17 protein-coding genes are annotated in these 16219 nt (G+C 49.9%); 7 read left to right on the forward strand and 10 right to left on the reverse strand.

All coding sequences use genetic code 11. The features are described from left to right. Positions 1-388 precede the first annotated feature (388 nt). The 5 genes from E1H14_RS08360 to ilvC form a co-directional block, all read right to left on the reverse strand. The gene (locus E1H14_RS08360; RefSeq protein ID WP_160142050.1) at positions 389-928 is read right to left on the reverse strand and encodes a protein-methionine-sulfoxide reductase heme-binding subunit MsrQ; all 540 of its coding nucleotides are present in this window, start codon (positions 926-928) and stop codon (positions 389-391) included. 50 nt (positions 929-978) lie between these two features. Next, a complete protein-coding gene (gene msrP, locus E1H14_RS08365) occupies positions 979-1989 on the reverse strand; it encodes a protein-methionine-sulfoxide reductase catalytic subunit MsrP (protein WP_149391014.1) in 1011 nt (336 codons plus the stop codon). Positions 1990-2010: 21 nt separating this feature from the next. Beyond that, positions 2011-2766, reverse strand: coding sequence for a CDP-diacylglycerol--serine O-phosphatidyltransferase (gene pssA, locus E1H14_RS08370; RefSeq protein WP_149391015.1), 756 nt, complete (start codon positions 2764-2766; stop codon positions 2011-2013). Between the two features lie 63 nt (positions 2767-2829). Next, on the reverse strand, positions 2830-3807 hold the full coding sequence (locus E1H14_RS08375; protein ID WP_235017426.1) for a patatin-like phospholipase family protein: 978 nt from the start codon (positions 3805-3807) through the stop codon (positions 2830-2832). 205 nt (positions 3808-4012) lie between these two features. Then, positions 4013-5029: a ketol-acid reductoisomerase gene (gene ilvC / locus E1H14_RS08380; RefSeq protein ID WP_149391016.1), complete on the reverse strand. Its 1017-nt coding sequence runs from the start codon at positions 5027-5029 to the stop codon at positions 4013-4015. A gap of 133 nt (positions 5030-5162) precedes the next feature. On the opposite strand from ilvC, the gene ilvY reads away from it, so the two are divergent. Both ilvY and E1H14_RS08390 read left to right on the forward strand, forming a co-directional pair. Further along, a complete protein-coding gene (ilvY, locus tag E1H14_RS08385) occupies positions 5163-6053 on the forward strand; it encodes an HTH-type transcriptional activator IlvY (RefSeq protein WP_149391017.1) in 891 nt (296 codons plus the stop codon). A 55-nt stretch (positions 6054-6108) separates the two neighbouring features. Then, positions 6109-7929: an SLC13 family permease gene (locus E1H14_RS08390; protein ID WP_149391018.1), complete on the forward strand. Its 1821-nt coding sequence runs from the start codon at positions 6109-6111 to the stop codon at positions 7927-7929. 128 nt (positions 7930-8057) lie between these two features. On the opposite strand, the gene ilvN is transcribed toward E1H14_RS08390, so the two are convergent. Continuing rightward, positions 8058-8549, reverse strand: a complete 492-nt coding sequence (gene ilvN / locus E1H14_RS08395; protein ID WP_149391019.1) for an acetolactate synthase small subunit — start codon at positions 8547-8549, stop codon at positions 8058-8060. Positions 8550-8551: 2 nt separating this feature from the next. Beyond that, positions 8552-10273 (reverse strand): acetolactate synthase 3 large subunit, encoded by a 1722-nt coding sequence (locus E1H14_RS08400; RefSeq protein WP_149391020.1) that lies wholly within the window; start codon positions 10271-10273, stop codon positions 8552-8554. Between the two features lie 326 nt (positions 10274-10599). Between E1H14_RS08400 and E1H14_RS08405 the strand changes: the two genes are divergently transcribed. Continuing rightward, positions 10600-10869: a hypothetical protein gene (locus tag E1H14_RS08405; protein WP_149391021.1), complete on the forward strand. Its 270-nt coding sequence runs from the start codon at positions 10600-10602 to the stop codon at positions 10867-10869. Positions 10870-10885: 16 nt separating this feature from the next. On the opposite strand, the gene E1H14_RS08410 is transcribed toward E1H14_RS08405, so the two are convergent. The 3 genes from E1H14_RS08410 to E1H14_RS08420 all read right to left on the reverse strand — a co-directional run bounded on the left by E1H14_RS08410 (position 10886) and on the right by E1H14_RS08420 (position 13165). Then, positions 10886-11740: a 23S rRNA (adenine(2030)-N(6))-methyltransferase RlmJ gene (locus E1H14_RS08410; RefSeq protein ID WP_149391022.1), complete on the reverse strand. Its 855-nt coding sequence runs from the start codon at positions 11738-11740 to the stop codon at positions 10886-10888. A gap of 16 nt (positions 11741-11756) precedes the next feature. Further along, entirely contained in the window at positions 11757-12698 is a 942-nt protein-coding gene (locus tag E1H14_RS08415) for a GGDEF domain-containing protein (protein WP_149391023.1), read from the reverse strand. Between the two features lie 101 nt (positions 12699-12799). Further along, entirely contained in the window at positions 12800-13165 is a 366-nt protein-coding gene (locus tag E1H14_RS08420) for a RidA family protein (protein ID WP_149391024.1), read from the reverse strand. Between the two features lie 72 nt (positions 13166-13237). Between E1H14_RS08420 and E1H14_RS08425 the strand changes: the two genes are divergently transcribed. From E1H14_RS08425 to E1H14_RS08440, 4 genes are all read left to right on the forward strand, one after another. Continuing rightward, positions 13238-13774: a DUF3087 family protein gene (locus E1H14_RS08425; RefSeq protein WP_149391025.1), complete on the forward strand. Its 537-nt coding sequence runs from the start codon at positions 13238-13240 to the stop codon at positions 13772-13774. Positions 13775-13882: 108 nt separating this feature from the next. Continuing rightward, positions 13883-14128: a Trp family transcriptional regulator gene (locus tag E1H14_RS08430; protein ID WP_149391026.1), complete on the forward strand. Its 246-nt coding sequence runs from the start codon at positions 13883-13885 to the stop codon at positions 14126-14128. A gap of 9 nt (positions 14129-14137) precedes the next feature. Further along, on the forward strand, positions 14138-15541 hold the full coding sequence (locus E1H14_RS08435; RefSeq protein WP_149391027.1) for an anthranilate synthase component I family protein: 1404 nt from the start codon (positions 14138-14140) through the stop codon (positions 15539-15541). After that, positions 15538-16197, forward strand: coding sequence for an anthranilate synthase component II (locus tag E1H14_RS08440; protein WP_149391028.1), 660 nt, complete (start codon positions 15538-15540; stop codon positions 16195-16197). Before E1H14_RS08435 ends, E1H14_RS08440 begins: the two co-directional genes overlap by 4 nt. Positions 16198-16219: the final 22 nt, after the last annotated feature.

Raw genomic sequence — 16219 nt, forward strand, 5'->3', positions numbered from 1 at the left:
ACCAATTCATGCTCAGGAACTATTACATCTCAATGAATATCATTGGGTTGCTTGTCCTGATTAAGCTGTATGCTCAATCTCAACAAGCGCCCACACGCATTACCTGATCGATTGTTAAAGAGCGGCTCGGCCAACTTCCTCAGCGAGGTGTCGTCTCAAGCGAGGTGCGTATTCTAGCGACCTCATCCGAAGAGTCAAGCTTTATTTTCAATCCCGTGTAAGTTTTTTCTTCACCGCGATTGCGCTTAACACTTCCGAAGCAACTTATTCTTGTTTGAAAACAATGAACTAAACTGCCTCTATCGCTGAGAGAATCTCTTTCTCCAACCGAGGCCGGAAGACTTCGTCTCAAGCGAGGCGCAAATATTACAGAGACCAATGAGGTCGGTCAAGCAGTGTTTTTAACTTTTTTGAAAAACTTCCACAAACGCGGCAAAAACAACAGAACTAGCAGCAAGGTGTAACCTAACTGCTCGGCATACCCTGCTCGGACCTGCATCCAATAATGAATCAACACCGCAATAACAGCGATGTAGACACCGCGATGCAGCCTTGCCCAGTTCCTCTTTAAGCGGCGCTGACTGGCTCGATTTGAAGTCATCGCCAAAATAAATAGGATTACAAAGGCAAAAGTACCAACCCAGATATAGGGACGTTCAAGCAACTCCACTTGAATCAAATCCAAACGCCAACCGAGAATAAACGTAAGATATGCCAGAAGATGCAAACATGCATAAGTAAAGGCATAAAGTCCAAACAGACGACGATAGGTCAGGGATAGAGACCTAACCCCCAAAAGACGCAAAGGCGTAATACTTAAAGAAAAGAAGAGAAAATACAGCGACCACATCCCTGTATGTAAAACGATATCTTTACCCGGATCCGCTAAGGCCTGCTGACCCATCAACTGGAAACTCGCCCAGATCATCGGCAAACAACATAACAAATGCCATATAAGACGCATATTCTTTACGGGCTTTAATACCACTGCCTCAGATCCATCCCGGTGTAAAGCGAAGCGACCTCTTCGGCATAACCGTTAAAGGGTTGCGTATCAATAATGTTGGGATTAAATAAGGGTGAAGGTAATCTGCGCTCTGTCGCCTGACTCCAACGCGGATGATTCACGCTTGGATTTACATTTGCGTAAAAGCCGTATTCTTGCGGTGCTGATAGATTCCAGCTTGATGCAGGCATCTCCTCAACAAAACGCATTGAAACAATTGACTTAATACTTTTAAAGCCATACTTCCAAGGCACCACCAAACGCAAAGGTGCACCATTCTGGGGTGGGAGCGCCTGACCATATACACCAACGGCCATCAAGGTTAGCGGATGCATCGCCTCATCTATACGCAAGCCTTCCTTGTAAGGCCAATCAATACTGGAAAAGCGCGCTTTTTGGCCTGGCATCTGCTGTGGATCATGCAGCGTTGTGAACTCAACATACTTAGCCCGACTGTTAGGCTCAAAACGTCGAATCAAATCAGCTAAGGGGACCCCCAACCAAGGTATCACCATCGACCAAGCTTCTACACAACGCAGACGATAAACTCGATCCTCTAAATGAGCCGGTTTCAAGAGGTCTTCCAGTTGATAGCGACCAGGTTTCTCGACCTCACCACTGACCTCTAAAGTCCAAGGCTCAGTTCGCAAGTTTTGTGCATAACGCTTAGGATCTCCCTTGCCCATGCCAAACTCATAGAAATTGTTATGCCCTGTAACCAAGGCATAGGGCGTGAGCGCTTCATCTGCTTGGTAAGCGTCATTACGCAAGCGATTCGAGATTAAAGGCTGCATCCAGCCCGGCCCTGGATATTCAATCGCCACTTGCGCATCCACACCCTGCGCCCAAGCAACGCCTGAAGAGCTCGACAAGGCACTCACTGCCAACGCACCGATCCCTTGCATAAATTTACGCCGGTCACGATAGACTTGCTCCGGCGTAATCTCGTAAGAACGAATGGAATCAGGCTTTTTCAGCAACATGAGAACCTCGGATTATCCTCTCTAACGACTAGACAGTTTTTTTCGACGAACGATCCAGAGTACGGGTCCTGAAATCGCGTAGATCACGACTAGCAACCAAAGGAAAAGTGATGGGCTGATCGAAATAATCGCGATCGCCAGAACGATGGCAGCCAAGATCACAAAAGGCACCTTGCCTTTTAAATCCACATCTTTAAAGCTGTAATAAAGCACATTACTGACCATTAACACTCCCGCCAGCGCCACATACACTGCAATCAAATAATCTATATCCTGTGCACTCCACTCAAACACGGTTGCCACCCAAATCAAGCCTGCAACCAAGGCCGCTGCCGCTGGGCTAGGTAAGCCGATAAAATAACGCTTATCCACCGAACCTATCTGAGTGTTAAAGCGCGCCAAGCGTAAAGCCGTTCCCGCGACATAGAGAAAAGCCGCAAACCAGCCTAACTTCCCTAGGTCCGCTAAAGCCCAGTTGAATGCCACTAAAGCAGGCGCCACCCCAAAGGACACCATATCCGCCAGAGAGTCATACTCTGCACCAAAAGCACTCTGGGTATTGGTCAAACGCGCGACGCGACCGTCTAAGCCATCAAATAACATGGCCACAAAGATGGCGATCGCCGCCGCCTCAAACTGACCATTCATCGAAGCGATGACGGCATAAAAACCGGAAAAGAGTGCGCCAGTGGTGAACAAATTAGGCAAAAGATAGACACCACGATGTGGCTTATTCACATCACTACAGGGAGAGTTATGTTGCTCTGACTCTTTCATAACACAGGATACCTAATTAAAAATTTATCGAGTGACAAACTATACCAGCCCAAAGGCATGGCTTCACTGATAGCTTGAACGGGCTGACCAGGTGGAACGACGCCCAAGATCAGCCTGATGCATCGCCAGCCATCGGTCTGCATGCTCCCGTCCTCGCTCCTTTAATCCCTGAAGAAAACTCTGACGCGTATCAAGCTTACTGGAGCGCTGTAGTGCCGCCAGCTGCTCATCTGGTTCAATGAGATGAATGCGCGTTCTGCGCCAACGTCGCTCTAACTGCCCTAGACGCCAAGGTCGCTTACGCAAATAACCGGCAACACGCTCTATCTCCATCACTTCACGCACAAACGCGGCCTGGAAACTGATATCCGCCATACGATCATTAATTTTGTCGGCACTAATCGGCAGATGTTGACGCGCTAAGGGCTGCAGCATAATACACAAGAGATCCTCCGTCGCACTTTCAATAATCAAGGGGGACAACACCGGATTGCCCGAGAAGCCACCATCCCAGTAGGGCTTACCTTCGATGACCAGCGTTTGATGCAACCAGGGTAAACAGGCGGATGCTAGCAGATGCTCAACACTCAAATCCGTTTCACGAAAGAGCGTTAAGGCTGCTGTATCTACACGTGTCGCCGCAATAAACAGCTTGAGTGGAGACTCTTTCCTTAAGGCTTCGAAATCAACTAAACGCAACAACAAATCACGCAATGGGTTGATGTCTAGAGGATTGATATCGTAAGGCGAAAGATGGTGGGTGATGTGTTTCCACCAATCCGAGGTATTTTGCTGCATCAAAATATCGGGCAGTGCCAACTCTGACCAGAACTGGTTTAACGCATCCTTGGCACCCAAAGCACCATTCAAGCGCCAGCCCTCGGCGAGCATCACCGCATTCATGGCACCGGCGCTGGTTCCACTTAGGCTATCCAGCTCTAGACCTTCAAGCTCTAAGAGTCGATCCAACACCCCCCAACTAAAGGCACCATGGGCTCCGCCCCCCTGCAGGGCAAGATTTAATCGCATCTTGTTTGCCATGCATCGGCTCCTTGCTCTATCTGTGGATGAAAAACCACCTTACTCCACTCTTGTGATAGATCCTAGCGTGCACCCATAACAAAAAACCGCCTGAATTTCTTCAGACGGCTTGATCGATTCTAATAGGTTTCGTTAGAGAGGTGCGGTTTAAGCATGATCTGCAGACACCTGCAACACCTCAACGATTCCAAGTTTAGAGATCTGCTTAGTTCTTAGACTTGTCAACCAGCTGGTTAGCAGTGATCCAAGGCATCATCGCACGCAGCTTGCCACCTACCTGCTCGATTGGGTGCGCAGCATTGTTACGACGACGCGCTGTCATAGATGGATAGTTGGTTGCACCTTCAGAGATGAACATCTTCGCATATTCACCATCCTGGATACGCTTCAGCGCATTACGCATCGCTTGACGTGACTGTTCATTGATGACTTCAGGACCGGTCACATACTCACCATACTCAGCGTTGTTAGAGATGGAGTAGTTCATGTTAGCGATGCCACCTTCGTACATCAGGTCAACGATCAGCTTCAGCTCGTGCAAGCACTCAAAGTACGCCATTTCTGGAGCGTAACCCGCTTCAACCAGAGTTTCGAAGCCCATTTTGACCAGCTCAACACAGCCACCACACAGAACAGCCTGCTCACCAAACAGGTCAGTTTCAGTCTCGTCTTTGAAAGTGGTTTCGATGATACCGGTACGACCACCACCCACGCCGGAAGCGTAAGACAGGGCTACATTTTTTGCATTGCCAGAAGCGTCCTGGAAAATCGCGATCAGATCAGGGATACCGCCACCTTTGACAAACTCAGAGCGAACAGTATGACCAGGCGCTTTAGGTGCAATCATGATGACGTCCAGATCCTTCCGTGGTTCGATCTGGTTATAGTGAATAGAGAAACCGTGTGCAAACGCCAGGGTTGCACCCTGCTTGATATTAGGCTCGATTTCAGCCTTGTACAGCTGTCCCTGGAACTCGTCAGGCGTCAGGATCATAACCAGATCCGCTGATTTCACCGCATCCGCAACATCAGCTACTTTCAGGCCAGCCGCTTCTGCTTTAGCACGTGAAGAAGAACCCGCACGCAGACCTACCGTTACATCAACACCTGAATCTTTCAGGTTGCACGCATGCGCGTGACCCTGTGAACCGTAACCGATGATTGATACTTTCTTAGAGCGGATGATAGAAAGATCACAATCTTTATCATAATAAACCTGCATGAGAGTCTCCCAATAATGCGTTAGATGAAATAAAAGGACATCTGAGATGTCATGCAGGCTACTTTAAGCCATTCACATCATTGCGTAAAATGATATATTTGCAATGATATATTGCGAAAAATGGGACGTCGATATGGACAATAAAAGCCTGCAACTCTTTCTTACACTTGCCGACACACTTCATTTTGGTCGCTGCAGTGCCGTCTGCCATGTTAGCCCCTCCACTCTAAGCCGCTGCATTCAACAATTAGAAGAGGAGCTAGGAGTACCCCTGTTTATTCGCGACAACCGCAGCGTCACGCTCACCCCCGAAGGTCTGACGTTTCAACGCTATGCCCGAGACGCTCTGTTACAATGGGACACGTTGCGCAGTTCACTTTTAGCACAACGCAATGAATTACAAGGCGAGATCAGCATCTACTGCTCTGTGACGGCCAGCTACAGCTTTTTATATGAGATTCTCAGCAGTTTTCGGCGCGATTATCCAAGAATCGAAATCAAACTGCATACGGGTGATCCGGCGGAAGCGGTTCGCAGAGTCCAACAGGGCGAGGAAGACATTGCGATCGGTGCGAAACCCGATCAACTCCCTGTGGATATCGCATTCCGACCCATCACCCGCTCACCGCTGGTGTTTATCGCCCCCGCAGAACCTGCTCAGCTCAGCCAAGAGTTAAATCAAACACCCTCAGCCGAGCGCTGGCGACAAGTGCCGATGATTCTTTCCGAAGCGGGTTTGGCACGTAAACGAACAGACCGCTGGTTTCGACACCTGGGAATTAAGCCTCTCATTTATGCCCAGGTCGCAGGAAATGAAGCCATTGTTAGCATGGTCAGTTTAGGATTTGGGGTCGGCGTGGTTCCACAGATTGTTTTGGAGAACAATCCTCTTGCTTCGCGAGTCATTCAACTCGACATTCATCCCGCTCTAGAGGCTTTTGAAGTTGGGATCTTCACACAAGAGAAAAAGCTGCGTCACCCACTGATCAAAGCCTTCTGGCAGCAACAATCTCTGAAAGATTGAGTTCTCTAGCCACGAACGGCATCCTATCCTGTCTTGGTTATTAGGTTGGAACATCATGACCTTTGAAATGCTGTTTGTTTTTGGGCTTCTGGCCGTCACCATCGCGCTCTTTATCAGCGATCGCCTGCGTATGGATCTGGTGGCCCTAATGGTCGTCGCCGTTTTAGCGGTATCTGGAATCATTAGCCCCACCCAAGCCGTCTCTGGCTTCGGTGACCCGGTCATCATCATGATCGCCGCTCTTTTTGTTGTGGGTGAAGCACTGTTTCGTACCGGTGTGGCGGCCACAGCAGGCAACTGGTTACTTAGAGTGGGCGATGGCAGTGAAACCCGTTTATTACTCTTTCTACTGCCGGTCGTAGCCCTGCTATCCGCATTTATGAGCTCCACAGGTGCGGTTGCCCTACTCATTCCGGTGGTTCTAAGCATGGCGCGCAAATCAGGATTACAAGCATCACGCTTACTCATGCCTTTGGCCTTTGCGGCACTGATCGGCGGCATGCTGACACTGATCGGCACCCCGCCAAATATTATCGTCAGCGGCCAACTCCGCGCAGCCGGTTTTGAGGCTTTTGGTTTTTTTGACTTCACCGCGATTGGTGCCGTCATCCTCTTCCTCGGGGTGCTCTATCTGGTTTTTATCGCACGCTTTTTATTACCGCAAAGCGCCATACGGGAAACCGGCAATCCACATCCAACCCTCAGTGTGTTTACTGAACGTTACCCCACCGCCAAACAACTGCATAAATTGATCATCCAGCCTGGCAGCCCACTAAACGGACAGACACTTTCGGAAGCCGCAGTGCGCAGCCAATATGAGCTCACTGTCTTTGCGGTTCAGCGCCAAGGGCAATTTTTATCGACTTTGCAACCCGTCCTGAGTCAAACGCGCATGCAGGCACTGGACACCCTCATCCTTTATGGCCGCGATGAAGACGTTCACAATTTCTGCCAAGCCCTCCAACTTCGACGCTTAGGCTTTCCTGAAACGGAGATGATGAAACTACAACAACGCTTTGGTTTGGCTGAAATTCTCTTACCACCTGACTCACCACTCACCAACCATACGCTGAAGGAGGGACGCTTTCGAGAGAACTATAACCTCAGTGTCATCGGTGTTCGGCGCCAAGGGCTGGCTCTCGATACTCGTTTTATCGACACACGTTTAGCTGCCGGAGATACTCTGCTGCTGGCCGGTGCTTGGGAGTATATTCGAGCTTTGGAAAGCAAACGTGAGTTGGTGGTTCTAGAAACACCCGCAGAGCTACAAGAGATTCCCGTGCATGCAGGTAAAGCGCATATGGCCTTGAGCATTATGCTGGCCATGCTGATGAGCATGACCCTAGGCTGGTTACCTAACCTGAGCGCCATTCTACTCGCTGCTTTAGCCATGATTCTAACCGGCTGTGTCACCCTAAGCGAAGCCTATCGTTCATTGAATGCGACCAGTCTGGTATTAATTGCGGGGATGCTGCCCTTGGCGCTCGCCATGGAAAGCAGTGGCGCCCTTTCCTTTGTTGTCGACTATCTGATTCGGGAATATGGCAATCTCAGTCCGATTCTTCTGTGTGCTGGCCTGTTTTTAATGACCTCTGTCCTCAGTCAATTCATCTCGAATACCGCGACAACTGTTCTGGTCGCACCGGTGGCACTGATGACAGCACAAACCCTCGGACTGAATCCTGAACCCTTCATGATGTCCGTCGCGATAGCTGCTTCTACAGCCTTTGCCACCCCCATCGCCTCCCCCGTAAACACCCTGGTGTTAGCGCCTGGCAATTATCGTTTTGCTGACTTTGCCAAGGTCGGCATCCCACTTCAGATCCTAGCCTTAGCGGTCACTCTGGCTTTAGTACCCTGGCTCTTTCCCTTCTAGGCCGTCGTCTAATCAGCAAAGAATGACCAAGGAGACCCACAAAAAACCGCAGGATGCCAAACATCTCTGCGGTTCTTTGGCTTCGGAAGCTCAACAACCGAAACGGATAATCGTGGGTCAATCGACTCTTAGATGGCGAGCACCTTTTCACCACGCGCAATACCCGACACACCCGAGCGTACCACTTCCATGATGCTGGCATTGCTGAGGGCTGCAATGAAGGCATCCAGTTTTTCGCTGGAACCGACTAACTGCACAGTGTAAGTATTCGGGGTGATATCGATGATCTGACCACGGAAGATATCGGCAGTACGCTTAATCTCCGCACGCATCTGACCATTCGCCTTGAACTTGATCATCATCAGCTCACGCTCGATATGATCTCCTTCAGACAGATCAACAACCTTCACCACATCAATCAACTTATTCAGTTGCTTAGTGATCTGCTCGACCACACGATCATCACCAATGGTCATGACCGTTAGACGTGACAGGGTTGAGTCTTCTGTTGGTGCCACCGTCAAGGACTCAATGTTAAAGTTGCGCTGTGAGAAAAGCCCCACAACACGTGACAAAGCGCCCGGTTCGTTCTCCATCAGAACAGAAATGATATGTCTCATGATCAAGTTCTCTCCGTTTTGCTCAGCCACATATCACGCATCGAACCACGTGGTACCTGCATGGGGTATACATGTTCAAACGGATCGACTTTGATATCCATGAAGACCAAACGATCTTTCAGCGCAAAAGCTTCACGCATCGCCGCTTCCAGGTCGGAATACTTCTCAACCTTCATGCCAACATGACCATAAGACTCTACCAACTTAACGAAGTCAGGCAGGGAGTTCATGTAAGACTGCGAGTGGCGTGACTCATAGTTCATGTCCTGCCACTGACGCACCATGCCCAAGGACTGGTTGTTCAGACAGATGATTTTGACCGGGATGTCGTACTGCTTACAGGTCGACAACTCCTGAATATTCATCTGAATACTGCCTTCACCGGTAACACAAGCCACATCCGCATCGGGGAAATTCAGCTTCACACCCATCGCGGCAGGCAAACCGAAGCCCATGGTGCCTAGACCACCGGAATTGATCCAACGGTAAGGCTTGTTGTACTTGTAGTACTGCGCCGCAAACATCTGATGTTGACCGACATCGGAACAAACATAAGCATCACCATGCGTGACCTTACTCAGCATTTCAATGACCTGCTGCGGCTTCATCAGCTCAGAATCATCGGTACGGTAACGACCACCGTGGCGTCCACGCCACTCATCAATCTGCTTCCACCAAGCGGCAATCGCTTCCGCATCCGGCTGCTTCTTGCTGGCTTTCACCAACTGAATCATTTCCTCCAGCACCACTTTAGCCGGACCAACAATGGGCACATCCGCCTGAATGGTTTTGGAGATAGACGCTGGATCGATATCAATATGTACAATCCGCGCAGTCGGACAGAATTTATCTGTCGCATTGGTTACACGGTCATCAAAACGCGCACCGATTGCTAAGATCAAATCACTGTGATGCATCGCCATGTTGGCTTCATAAGAACCGTGCATTCCCAGCATGCCGACAAATTGACGATCCGTACCGGGATATCCACCCAGACCCATCAAGGTGTTGGTAACAGGGAAGTTCAGCAAACGTGCAAATTCAGTCAGCTCAGCACTGGCATCACCCATGATGACACCGCCGCCGGTGTAGATCACCGGACGACGCGCAGCCAACAGCATATCCACGGCTTTACGTATCTGCCCCGAGTGACCGCGTGTCACCGGATTGTAAGAACGCAGCTTCACCGATTTTGGATACTCATAAGGGAAACGCTCAGTAGGCGTCGTCATATCCTTAGGAATATCAATGACGACCGGACCTGGACGACCCGTTTGGGCGATATAAAACGCCTTTTTAATCACCGTTGGAATATCTTCAGCGCGCGTGACAGAGAAGTTGTGCTTCACGATAGGGCGTGAAATCCCCAACATATCGGTTTCTTGGAAAGCATCTTCACCGATCAGGTAGCTCATTACCTGGCCGGTAATCACGACCATCGGAATCGAGTCCATGTAAGCCGTTGCGATACCTGTCACGGCATTGGTCGCACCTGGGCCAGAAGTCACTAGTGCCACACCGGGTTTACCGGTTGCACGGGCATACGCATCGGCCATATGTGTTGCAGCCTGTTCATGACGCACCAGAATGTGTTGCACTTCTTCCTGCTGGAACAGGGCATCGTAAACGTGCAGAAGTGCACCGCCAGGATAGCCGTATATGTACTGAACGCCCTCATCACGGAGCGCGCGTACAACCATTTCTGCGCCTGATAATAATTCCACGTAAGTATCCTCTACTCAGCACCGATCTCATGTCGGCAATTAACAGTTTCAGCGTGTTGTATCGGCGCTGACAAGAAAAGGATCTCTAGTCTGTCAGACCTGTATGAGACTTAAGCTGGGTATTGCTTAAAAACGGCCCACCTCACCGGGATTTCCAGGATGGGGTAGACGTAAATCCAAATTTTTGCAAGTTTTGAAATTTGGGCCGTGTATTTTCGCACCGAGTCAAGATGGGATCAACCATATAAAGCGTGTGTTTTCGCTGGAGTAGGAAAAGGCTAGTCTCTAGCCCTATAATGCTAACAAGTGCTAAGGGAGGCCAAACCATGAACAATATTTCTGAAATCAAAAATAAAGAGCGCGTGATCAACGAGTTGATGCGCTTCATTCGCAAGGTTCTGGCGGACCCTCAGATCTGTCCGGTGGCTTTAGAAGTGGCACGCAAGCATATCGACAGCAAGAACGCCGATGTCTTGATTGCCGATGAACTCTCATCCCTAACCAGCGTCAAGATTCCTGTTGAGTTCAGTGACGCCGATAAGCTCTTTTTACAGGTTCTTAAAGACGTGGTGCGCGACGAGCAAGCCCTGTATTAAACAACCCGTCTGCGATTCATGCGCGTGTCGATTTCTCGGGCACGCGCATCACCACCTGCCCTTCGGCACCCGCATCCTGTGCCAGCAGCTGAATTAAGTCCGGCAAAGTCGCTTCCAACTCTTCTTGCAACTGCCACGGCGGATTAATGATTAACATACCACTACCATACATCCCCTGCTCACTCGGCTGACGCACCAAGACTTCCGAACTAAGCTGATGGGGAATCCCGGTGCGGCGCAACGCCTCCAACATCCCAACCCAACGCTTGGCGGGCAGAATGGGATACCAGATGGCAAAACAGCCATTCGGCCAGCGCTTATACGCCGCTTTAATAAAGTTCACCACCTGCTTATACTCCTCCTTTACTTCGTAAGAAGGATCAATCAACACCACGCCACGATTGGGTTTGGGTGGCAAGCAGGCTAAGACGCCCTCATAACCATCACGATGATGCACAGACACTTGCGCCTGCTGGCGGAACTCTTGCTTCAGCGCCAGCGCTTCATTTGGATGCAATTCCATTAACTGGATATTACTCCCCTCGGGTGCCAGAGCAGCCGCTAAGGCGGGCGAACCGGGATAAAACTGCAAGGTCTCCGTTGGATTAAAATGCTGAACCTGATCACGGTAAACTTGCAGAGATTCCGACAACCTCTCTACTGGCCAAAGTCGCGCAATGCCCTGTTGAAATTCGGCGGTTTTTAAAGCCTGCGCATCATTCAGATCATAACGCGCTTTTCCGGCGTGAGTTTCCAGATAACTCCAGGGTTTAGGTTTACGATTCAAAGCTCGTAATAGACATACCAGCAGATGGTGTTTATGCACATCGGCAAAATTGCCGGCATGAAAACCGTGAAGATAACTCAGCATGATCGCTCTTTCTCAGTCAAAATCCGGGAATTATACAGTTTCTTCCACGCTCTTTGGCACGATAAAGCAAACGATCCACCTGATCGACAAATTCCATTGGGTTCTGCCCGGGTGTAGGGACACAACAACCCACACCGATACTCAGTGTGAGTAATTGTGAAACGGCAGAGCCTGCATGTGGAATTTGCTCTTTGAAAATCAAGCTACGACAACGTTCAGCGACTTTACGCGCCGAAATTTCATCAGTTTCTGGGAGTAAAAGGACAAACTCCTCTCCGCCATAACGTGCAAAGAAATCACGCGAGCGAGTGGCCGCTCGATCCAGAATCTGCGCCACTTGCCGCAAGCAGTCATCTCCTTGAACATGGCCATAACAGTCGTTGTACTGTTTGAAGTAATCAATATCGAAGATCAGCAAAGACAGGGGATGCTGCTGCCTGCGTGCACGAATCCACTCCTCTTCCAACAGATTATCGAACATACGTCGATTGGCCACACCGGTGAGAGAGTCCTTGAATGAAAGCTCTTGCAATTCTTGCTGTAGCCGCATGAGCTCATGCTCTGTCTGCTTGCGCTCACTGATATCAAACATAAAGCCGATTAATGACTCAACGTCACCCTGCTCATTCCGCACCACATGCACAACATCCCGAATCCAGACATAGCGCCCATCCTGAGTCAGCGCTCGATAATCCGCTTCATGGTCGCTTCCCGCCTGAGATTGCGCCACACAGAAATTGACCACCCGTTCACGATCTTCCGGATGCATACGACTGGCCCAATCATCTACACTCAACCAGGAATCTTGCTGCCAACCCAAAAGCTGTTCAATCTGCGGTCCGATGTAGGTAAAACGCAGGGTGGCCCAATCTATTTGCCAAGGAATGGCCTTGGTGGACTCCAGTAGGGTTTTATAGATTGTATGATCACCCTCTGGCAGAGCGCTCGGGTTTGACATTTCACTCACCTCAACAGCTTTGATCTATTTGAGCAGCCATCCTGGGCACACCCTATATTTTTATTAAGCTTGGAAGTATAGCCTTTAAAATCATGCTGACCTCAAAGTGAGGATTGATCGCCAGCAACCGCTACAAAAGCCATTTCCACCAGCCAATCTGGGTTGGCTAACTCCACCTTAACACAGGCACGGCTCGGCGCCGTTCCCTCTTCAAACCAGGCATCCCAAACTTCATTCAGGCCTTCGAGATGTGCAAAGTCAGTCAGATAGATCGTGGTGGATAAAATCTGACGCTTATCACTCTGGATACGCGCCAGACTGGCTTCCACCTGCGCCAGAAGCTGTCGTGTTTGCTGGCGAATATCCGCCATCAACTCACCTTCAGGGACTTCAACAAAGTAGGCCACTCCGTTGTGAAGGGTAATATCCGACCAGCGCTGGGTCGGGTTAATACGCTGAATCTGCATGACTGAAACGCCTCTAATATGTTGAAATACTCTATTCGTTTGAACAGCCCACGAACGTCCTGGTGAGAGAATATGAGCCACCCTTTTCAACTGCAAGTCCGCAACCCCGAGACTTACCGTGAAGAAACACGCAAAAGTAATTGGATTATGGTCGCGGTGTTCGCCGTGATCGCCATGACTCTCGCGACACTCAGTGTGCAATTTTTAGGTGAAGAGAATGGGAATAATTTTTACTGGAATCTAGGCGGTGTCTTGGCAGGACTACTGATCACCACCCTGATTTTTCGTTTTATTCTGTGGAATCATCCGCTCATGGACTCAGCACGTTACGGCTGGCAACTGAAACGCAGCCTGATGAGTTTGACCAACATCATGCATCATATCGAAGCAGGCGTAGAAGCACAGAACCCCACCGCCCTCAAAGCCTTACGTTTTTACCATCTGGGCCTGGAGCAGATGCATCGCCTTGAACAAAACGAAACCGCTCTATTGGAAATGAAAGTGACAATGCGCCAGCACCTGGATCGGATGCACGACCTTGGTCTGGAGGCTGAACAAACCCGTTTTGATCCCGAATGGCTAAACACCTTAAAAGGCCTCAAGCCCTAAACCCCAGTGTAACGGCCCCTAGAAAAAACGGGGGGGGGTATCTAGGCCTCTTAGAATCGGTCAATCAAGACTTGGTACCTCGCGCTTTTTGTGATAGCGTACTAGTACATGAATACAAACACTCCCCACACCCAAGAGCTGCTCGAGCACCTTCTCACGGCACAAACGCCCGATGAGATGTTGATGCTTTTGCAGAACCTGCTGACGCCCGCCGAATTCAGCGAAATTTGCAAACGCTTACAAATTCTAAAGCGTTTGCAAAGCGGCATGCCGCAACGCAAGATTGCTGAAGAGCTGGGTGTGGGCATCGCCACTGTATCCCGAGGCGCACGCGCCCTTAAACGCGACCTATAAGAGCCTGCCATGTCGAGCCGACCTAACAAGATTGAACTGCCGCGCAAACCTCACTACATCACGCTCACCGCAGATTGTGATTTTTTCCGTCTCTTTCAAACGATTGAGCAGCATTTTGATGTCTGTTTTATGCTGGAATCCCTCGGCGAAGACAGCCACTTCTCGCGCTACTCCATCATTGGCTTTGATCCCGAACAGCTGATCTATGCCCGGGGTCAGCAATTGACCCTTGAAGATCGAGATGGCCGCTGCCAGCATTTTCAGAGTGACAACCCCTATTACCTGCTACGTGACCTGATGCCACAAGACATCATTTCACGTAAGTATGCCGGTGGCCTGACCGGCTACCTTGGCTATGATGCCATGATGTACTTTGAGCCCAGCCTAAGCCTACAAAGCAGTGACTGGTTTGATGCCTTCCGTTTCGGTCTTTACAAAGACGGCTTGATTCTCGACAAAATGACCGGCGAGATCATCTACTTCTATTACACCGAGAATCGTATGGCGCTGGTCAATGAGCTGCTGGCCGCACCCGCACCCAAAGCGGGTGAGCTTAAAATCGAATTCACCGGTGATACCATGACGCGGGAAGCGCATGCGGAAGCGGTGATGAAGGTCAAGCAAGACATCATCGAGGGCAAGATTTTTCAGTGTGAAGTCGGATTTAAAAAATATCTGAAGATTCAAGGCGATACTCTGCAGCTCTATGCACAGCTCCGCGAAGTGAATCCTTCACCACAGATGTACTACCTCAAATTCCGTGAACAGAAGTTGATCGGGGCCAGCCCCGAGCTGTTGTTCCGCTTGCGTCAGGGCGAAATGGAAACCTTCCCACTCGCGGGTACGACTCGCCGAGGTGCCACCCCCCAAGAAGATACCGCCTTGGCTCGTCGCTTGCTGAACGATCCCAAAGAGATTGCCGAACACAATATGATTGTAGATCTGCATCGTAACGATATCGGCCGTGTCGCTCGCTTTGGCACAGTCAAAGTTCGCAGCCTGATGGATATCAAACGCTTTAGCCATGTTCAGCACATTTCCAGCGAAATCGTTGGCATCATTGCTGAATCTGAAGATATGTTCTCCGCCCTAGCAAGCAACTTCCCAGCCGGCACACTCACCGGCGCGCCCAAAATCGAGGCGATGAAAATTATCGATGCGCTAGAATCCGAAGGCCGTGGCCCCTACGGTGGAGCGGTGGGTAATTTTTCGTTTAACGGCGACTGCACCTTTGCTATTCCCATTCGTACCGTTTTTGCCAAGGGTGAAGACGCGTATGTACAAACCTGTGGTGGCAATGTTTATGATTCCAACCCTGCCGATGAATATGAAGAGATTCAGCGTAAATTTGCCGGCACCCGCAAAGCGCTGGAACCCTTTATTCTGACCTCTGCCGAGGAGCCTAAGGCATGAATGTTCTGATTATTGATAACTACGACTCTTTCACCTACAACCTCTATCAATACATAGGTGAAATCCTGTCCAGTGCCCAGAGTCGTGGCCAGTTAGAGCAGTTCAATGTTTGGGTGAAACGCAACAACGCCATCACTCTAGATGAAATTCGTGCCCTGCAACCGGATCGTATCATCATCTCACCGGGCCCCGGCTCCCCTGATGATGAACAGTATTTTGGCGTCTGCGCCCAGGTGATTCGAGAATTTGGGCCGCTTGTACCAATACTTGGTGTCTGCTTGGGAATGCAGGGTATTGTGCATGTCTTAGGGGGGCGTATCGTTAAAGCACACCTACCCATGCATGGCAAAATCAGTCCCATCAGCCATCGCGGTGAAGGGGTGTTTCGTGGTATACCCGATCAACTTGAGGTAATGCGTTACCACTCATTAATGGCCGAAGCCGAGAGCTTTCCCGAATGCTTAAGCATTACGGCGGTGGTCGGTGATTTGGCGTGTGATCATTTTGATCAAACCGAAATCATCCGCCGTGGCGGCGAGTTCGAAATCATGGGTGTTTTACATCGTGAATGGCCGCTACAAGGTATACAGTTTCATCCGGAGTCCTTTGCTACTGAAGGCGGCAAAGAGCTGATCAGCCAATTTCTGTTTCAATAATTTCATCAGATAAAAGGATGTT

The sequence above is a fragment of the Nitrincola tapanii genome, from assembly GCF_008368715.1.
Taxonomy (GTDB): Bacteria; Pseudomonadota; Gammaproteobacteria; order Pseudomonadales; family Balneatricaceae; genus Nitrincola; species Nitrincola tapanii.

Bases quoted from the DNA above. Each gene is read 5' to 3' on its own strand.
- E1H14_RS08360 (WP_160142050.1), bottom strand. From the start codon at position 928: ATGATCTGGGCGAGTTTCCAGTTGATGGGTCAGCAGGCCTTAGCGGAT.
- msrP (WP_149391014.1), bottom strand. From the start codon at position 1,989: ATGTTGCTGAAAAAGCCTGATTCCATTCGTTCTTACGAGATTACGCCG.
- pssA (WP_149391015.1), bottom strand. From the start codon at position 2,766: ATGAAAGAGTCAGAGCAACATAACTCTCCCTGTAGTGATGTGAATAAG.
- E1H14_RS08375 (WP_235017426.1), bottom strand. From the start codon at position 3,807: ATGGCAAACAAGATGCGATTAAATCTTGCCCTGCAGGGGGGCGGAGCC.
- ilvC (WP_149391016.1), bottom strand. From the start codon at position 5,029: ATGCAGGTTTATTATGATAAAGATTGTGATCTTTCTATCATCCGCTCT.
- ilvY (WP_149391017.1), top strand. From the start codon at position 5,163: ATGGACAATAAAAGCCTGCAACTCTTTCTTACACTTGCCGACACACTT.
- E1H14_RS08390 (WP_149391018.1), top strand. From the start codon at position 6,109: ATGACCTTTGAAATGCTGTTTGTTTTTGGGCTTCTGGCCGTCACCATC.
- ilvN (WP_149391019.1), bottom strand. From the start codon at position 8,549: ATGAGACATATCATTTCTGTTCTGATGGAGAACGAACCGGGCGCTTTG.
- E1H14_RS08405 (WP_149391021.1), top strand. From the start codon at position 10,600: ATGAACAATATTTCTGAAATCAAAAATAAAGAGCGCGTGATCAACGAG.
- E1H14_RS08410 (WP_149391022.1), bottom strand. From the start codon at position 11,740: ATGCTGAGTTATCTTCACGGTTTTCATGCCGGCAATTTTGCCGATGTG.
- E1H14_RS08415 (WP_149391023.1), bottom strand. From the start codon at position 12,698: ATGTCAAACCCGAGCGCTCTGCCAGAGGGTGATCATACAATCTATAAA.
- E1H14_RS08420 (WP_149391024.1), bottom strand. From the start codon at position 13,165: ATGCAGATTCAGCGTATTAACCCGACCCAGCGCTGGTCGGATATTACC.
- E1H14_RS08425 (WP_149391025.1), top strand. From the start codon at position 13,238: ATGAGCCACCCTTTTCAACTGCAAGTCCGCAACCCCGAGACTTACCGT.
- E1H14_RS08430 (WP_149391026.1), top strand. From the start codon at position 13,883: ATGAATACAAACACTCCCCACACCCAAGAGCTGCTCGAGCACCTTCTC.
- E1H14_RS08435 (WP_149391027.1), top strand. From the start codon at position 14,138: ATGTCGAGCCGACCTAACAAGATTGAACTGCCGCGCAAACCTCACTAC.
- E1H14_RS08440 (WP_149391028.1), top strand. From the start codon at position 15,538: ATGAATGTTCTGATTATTGATAACTACGACTCTTTCACCTACAACCTC.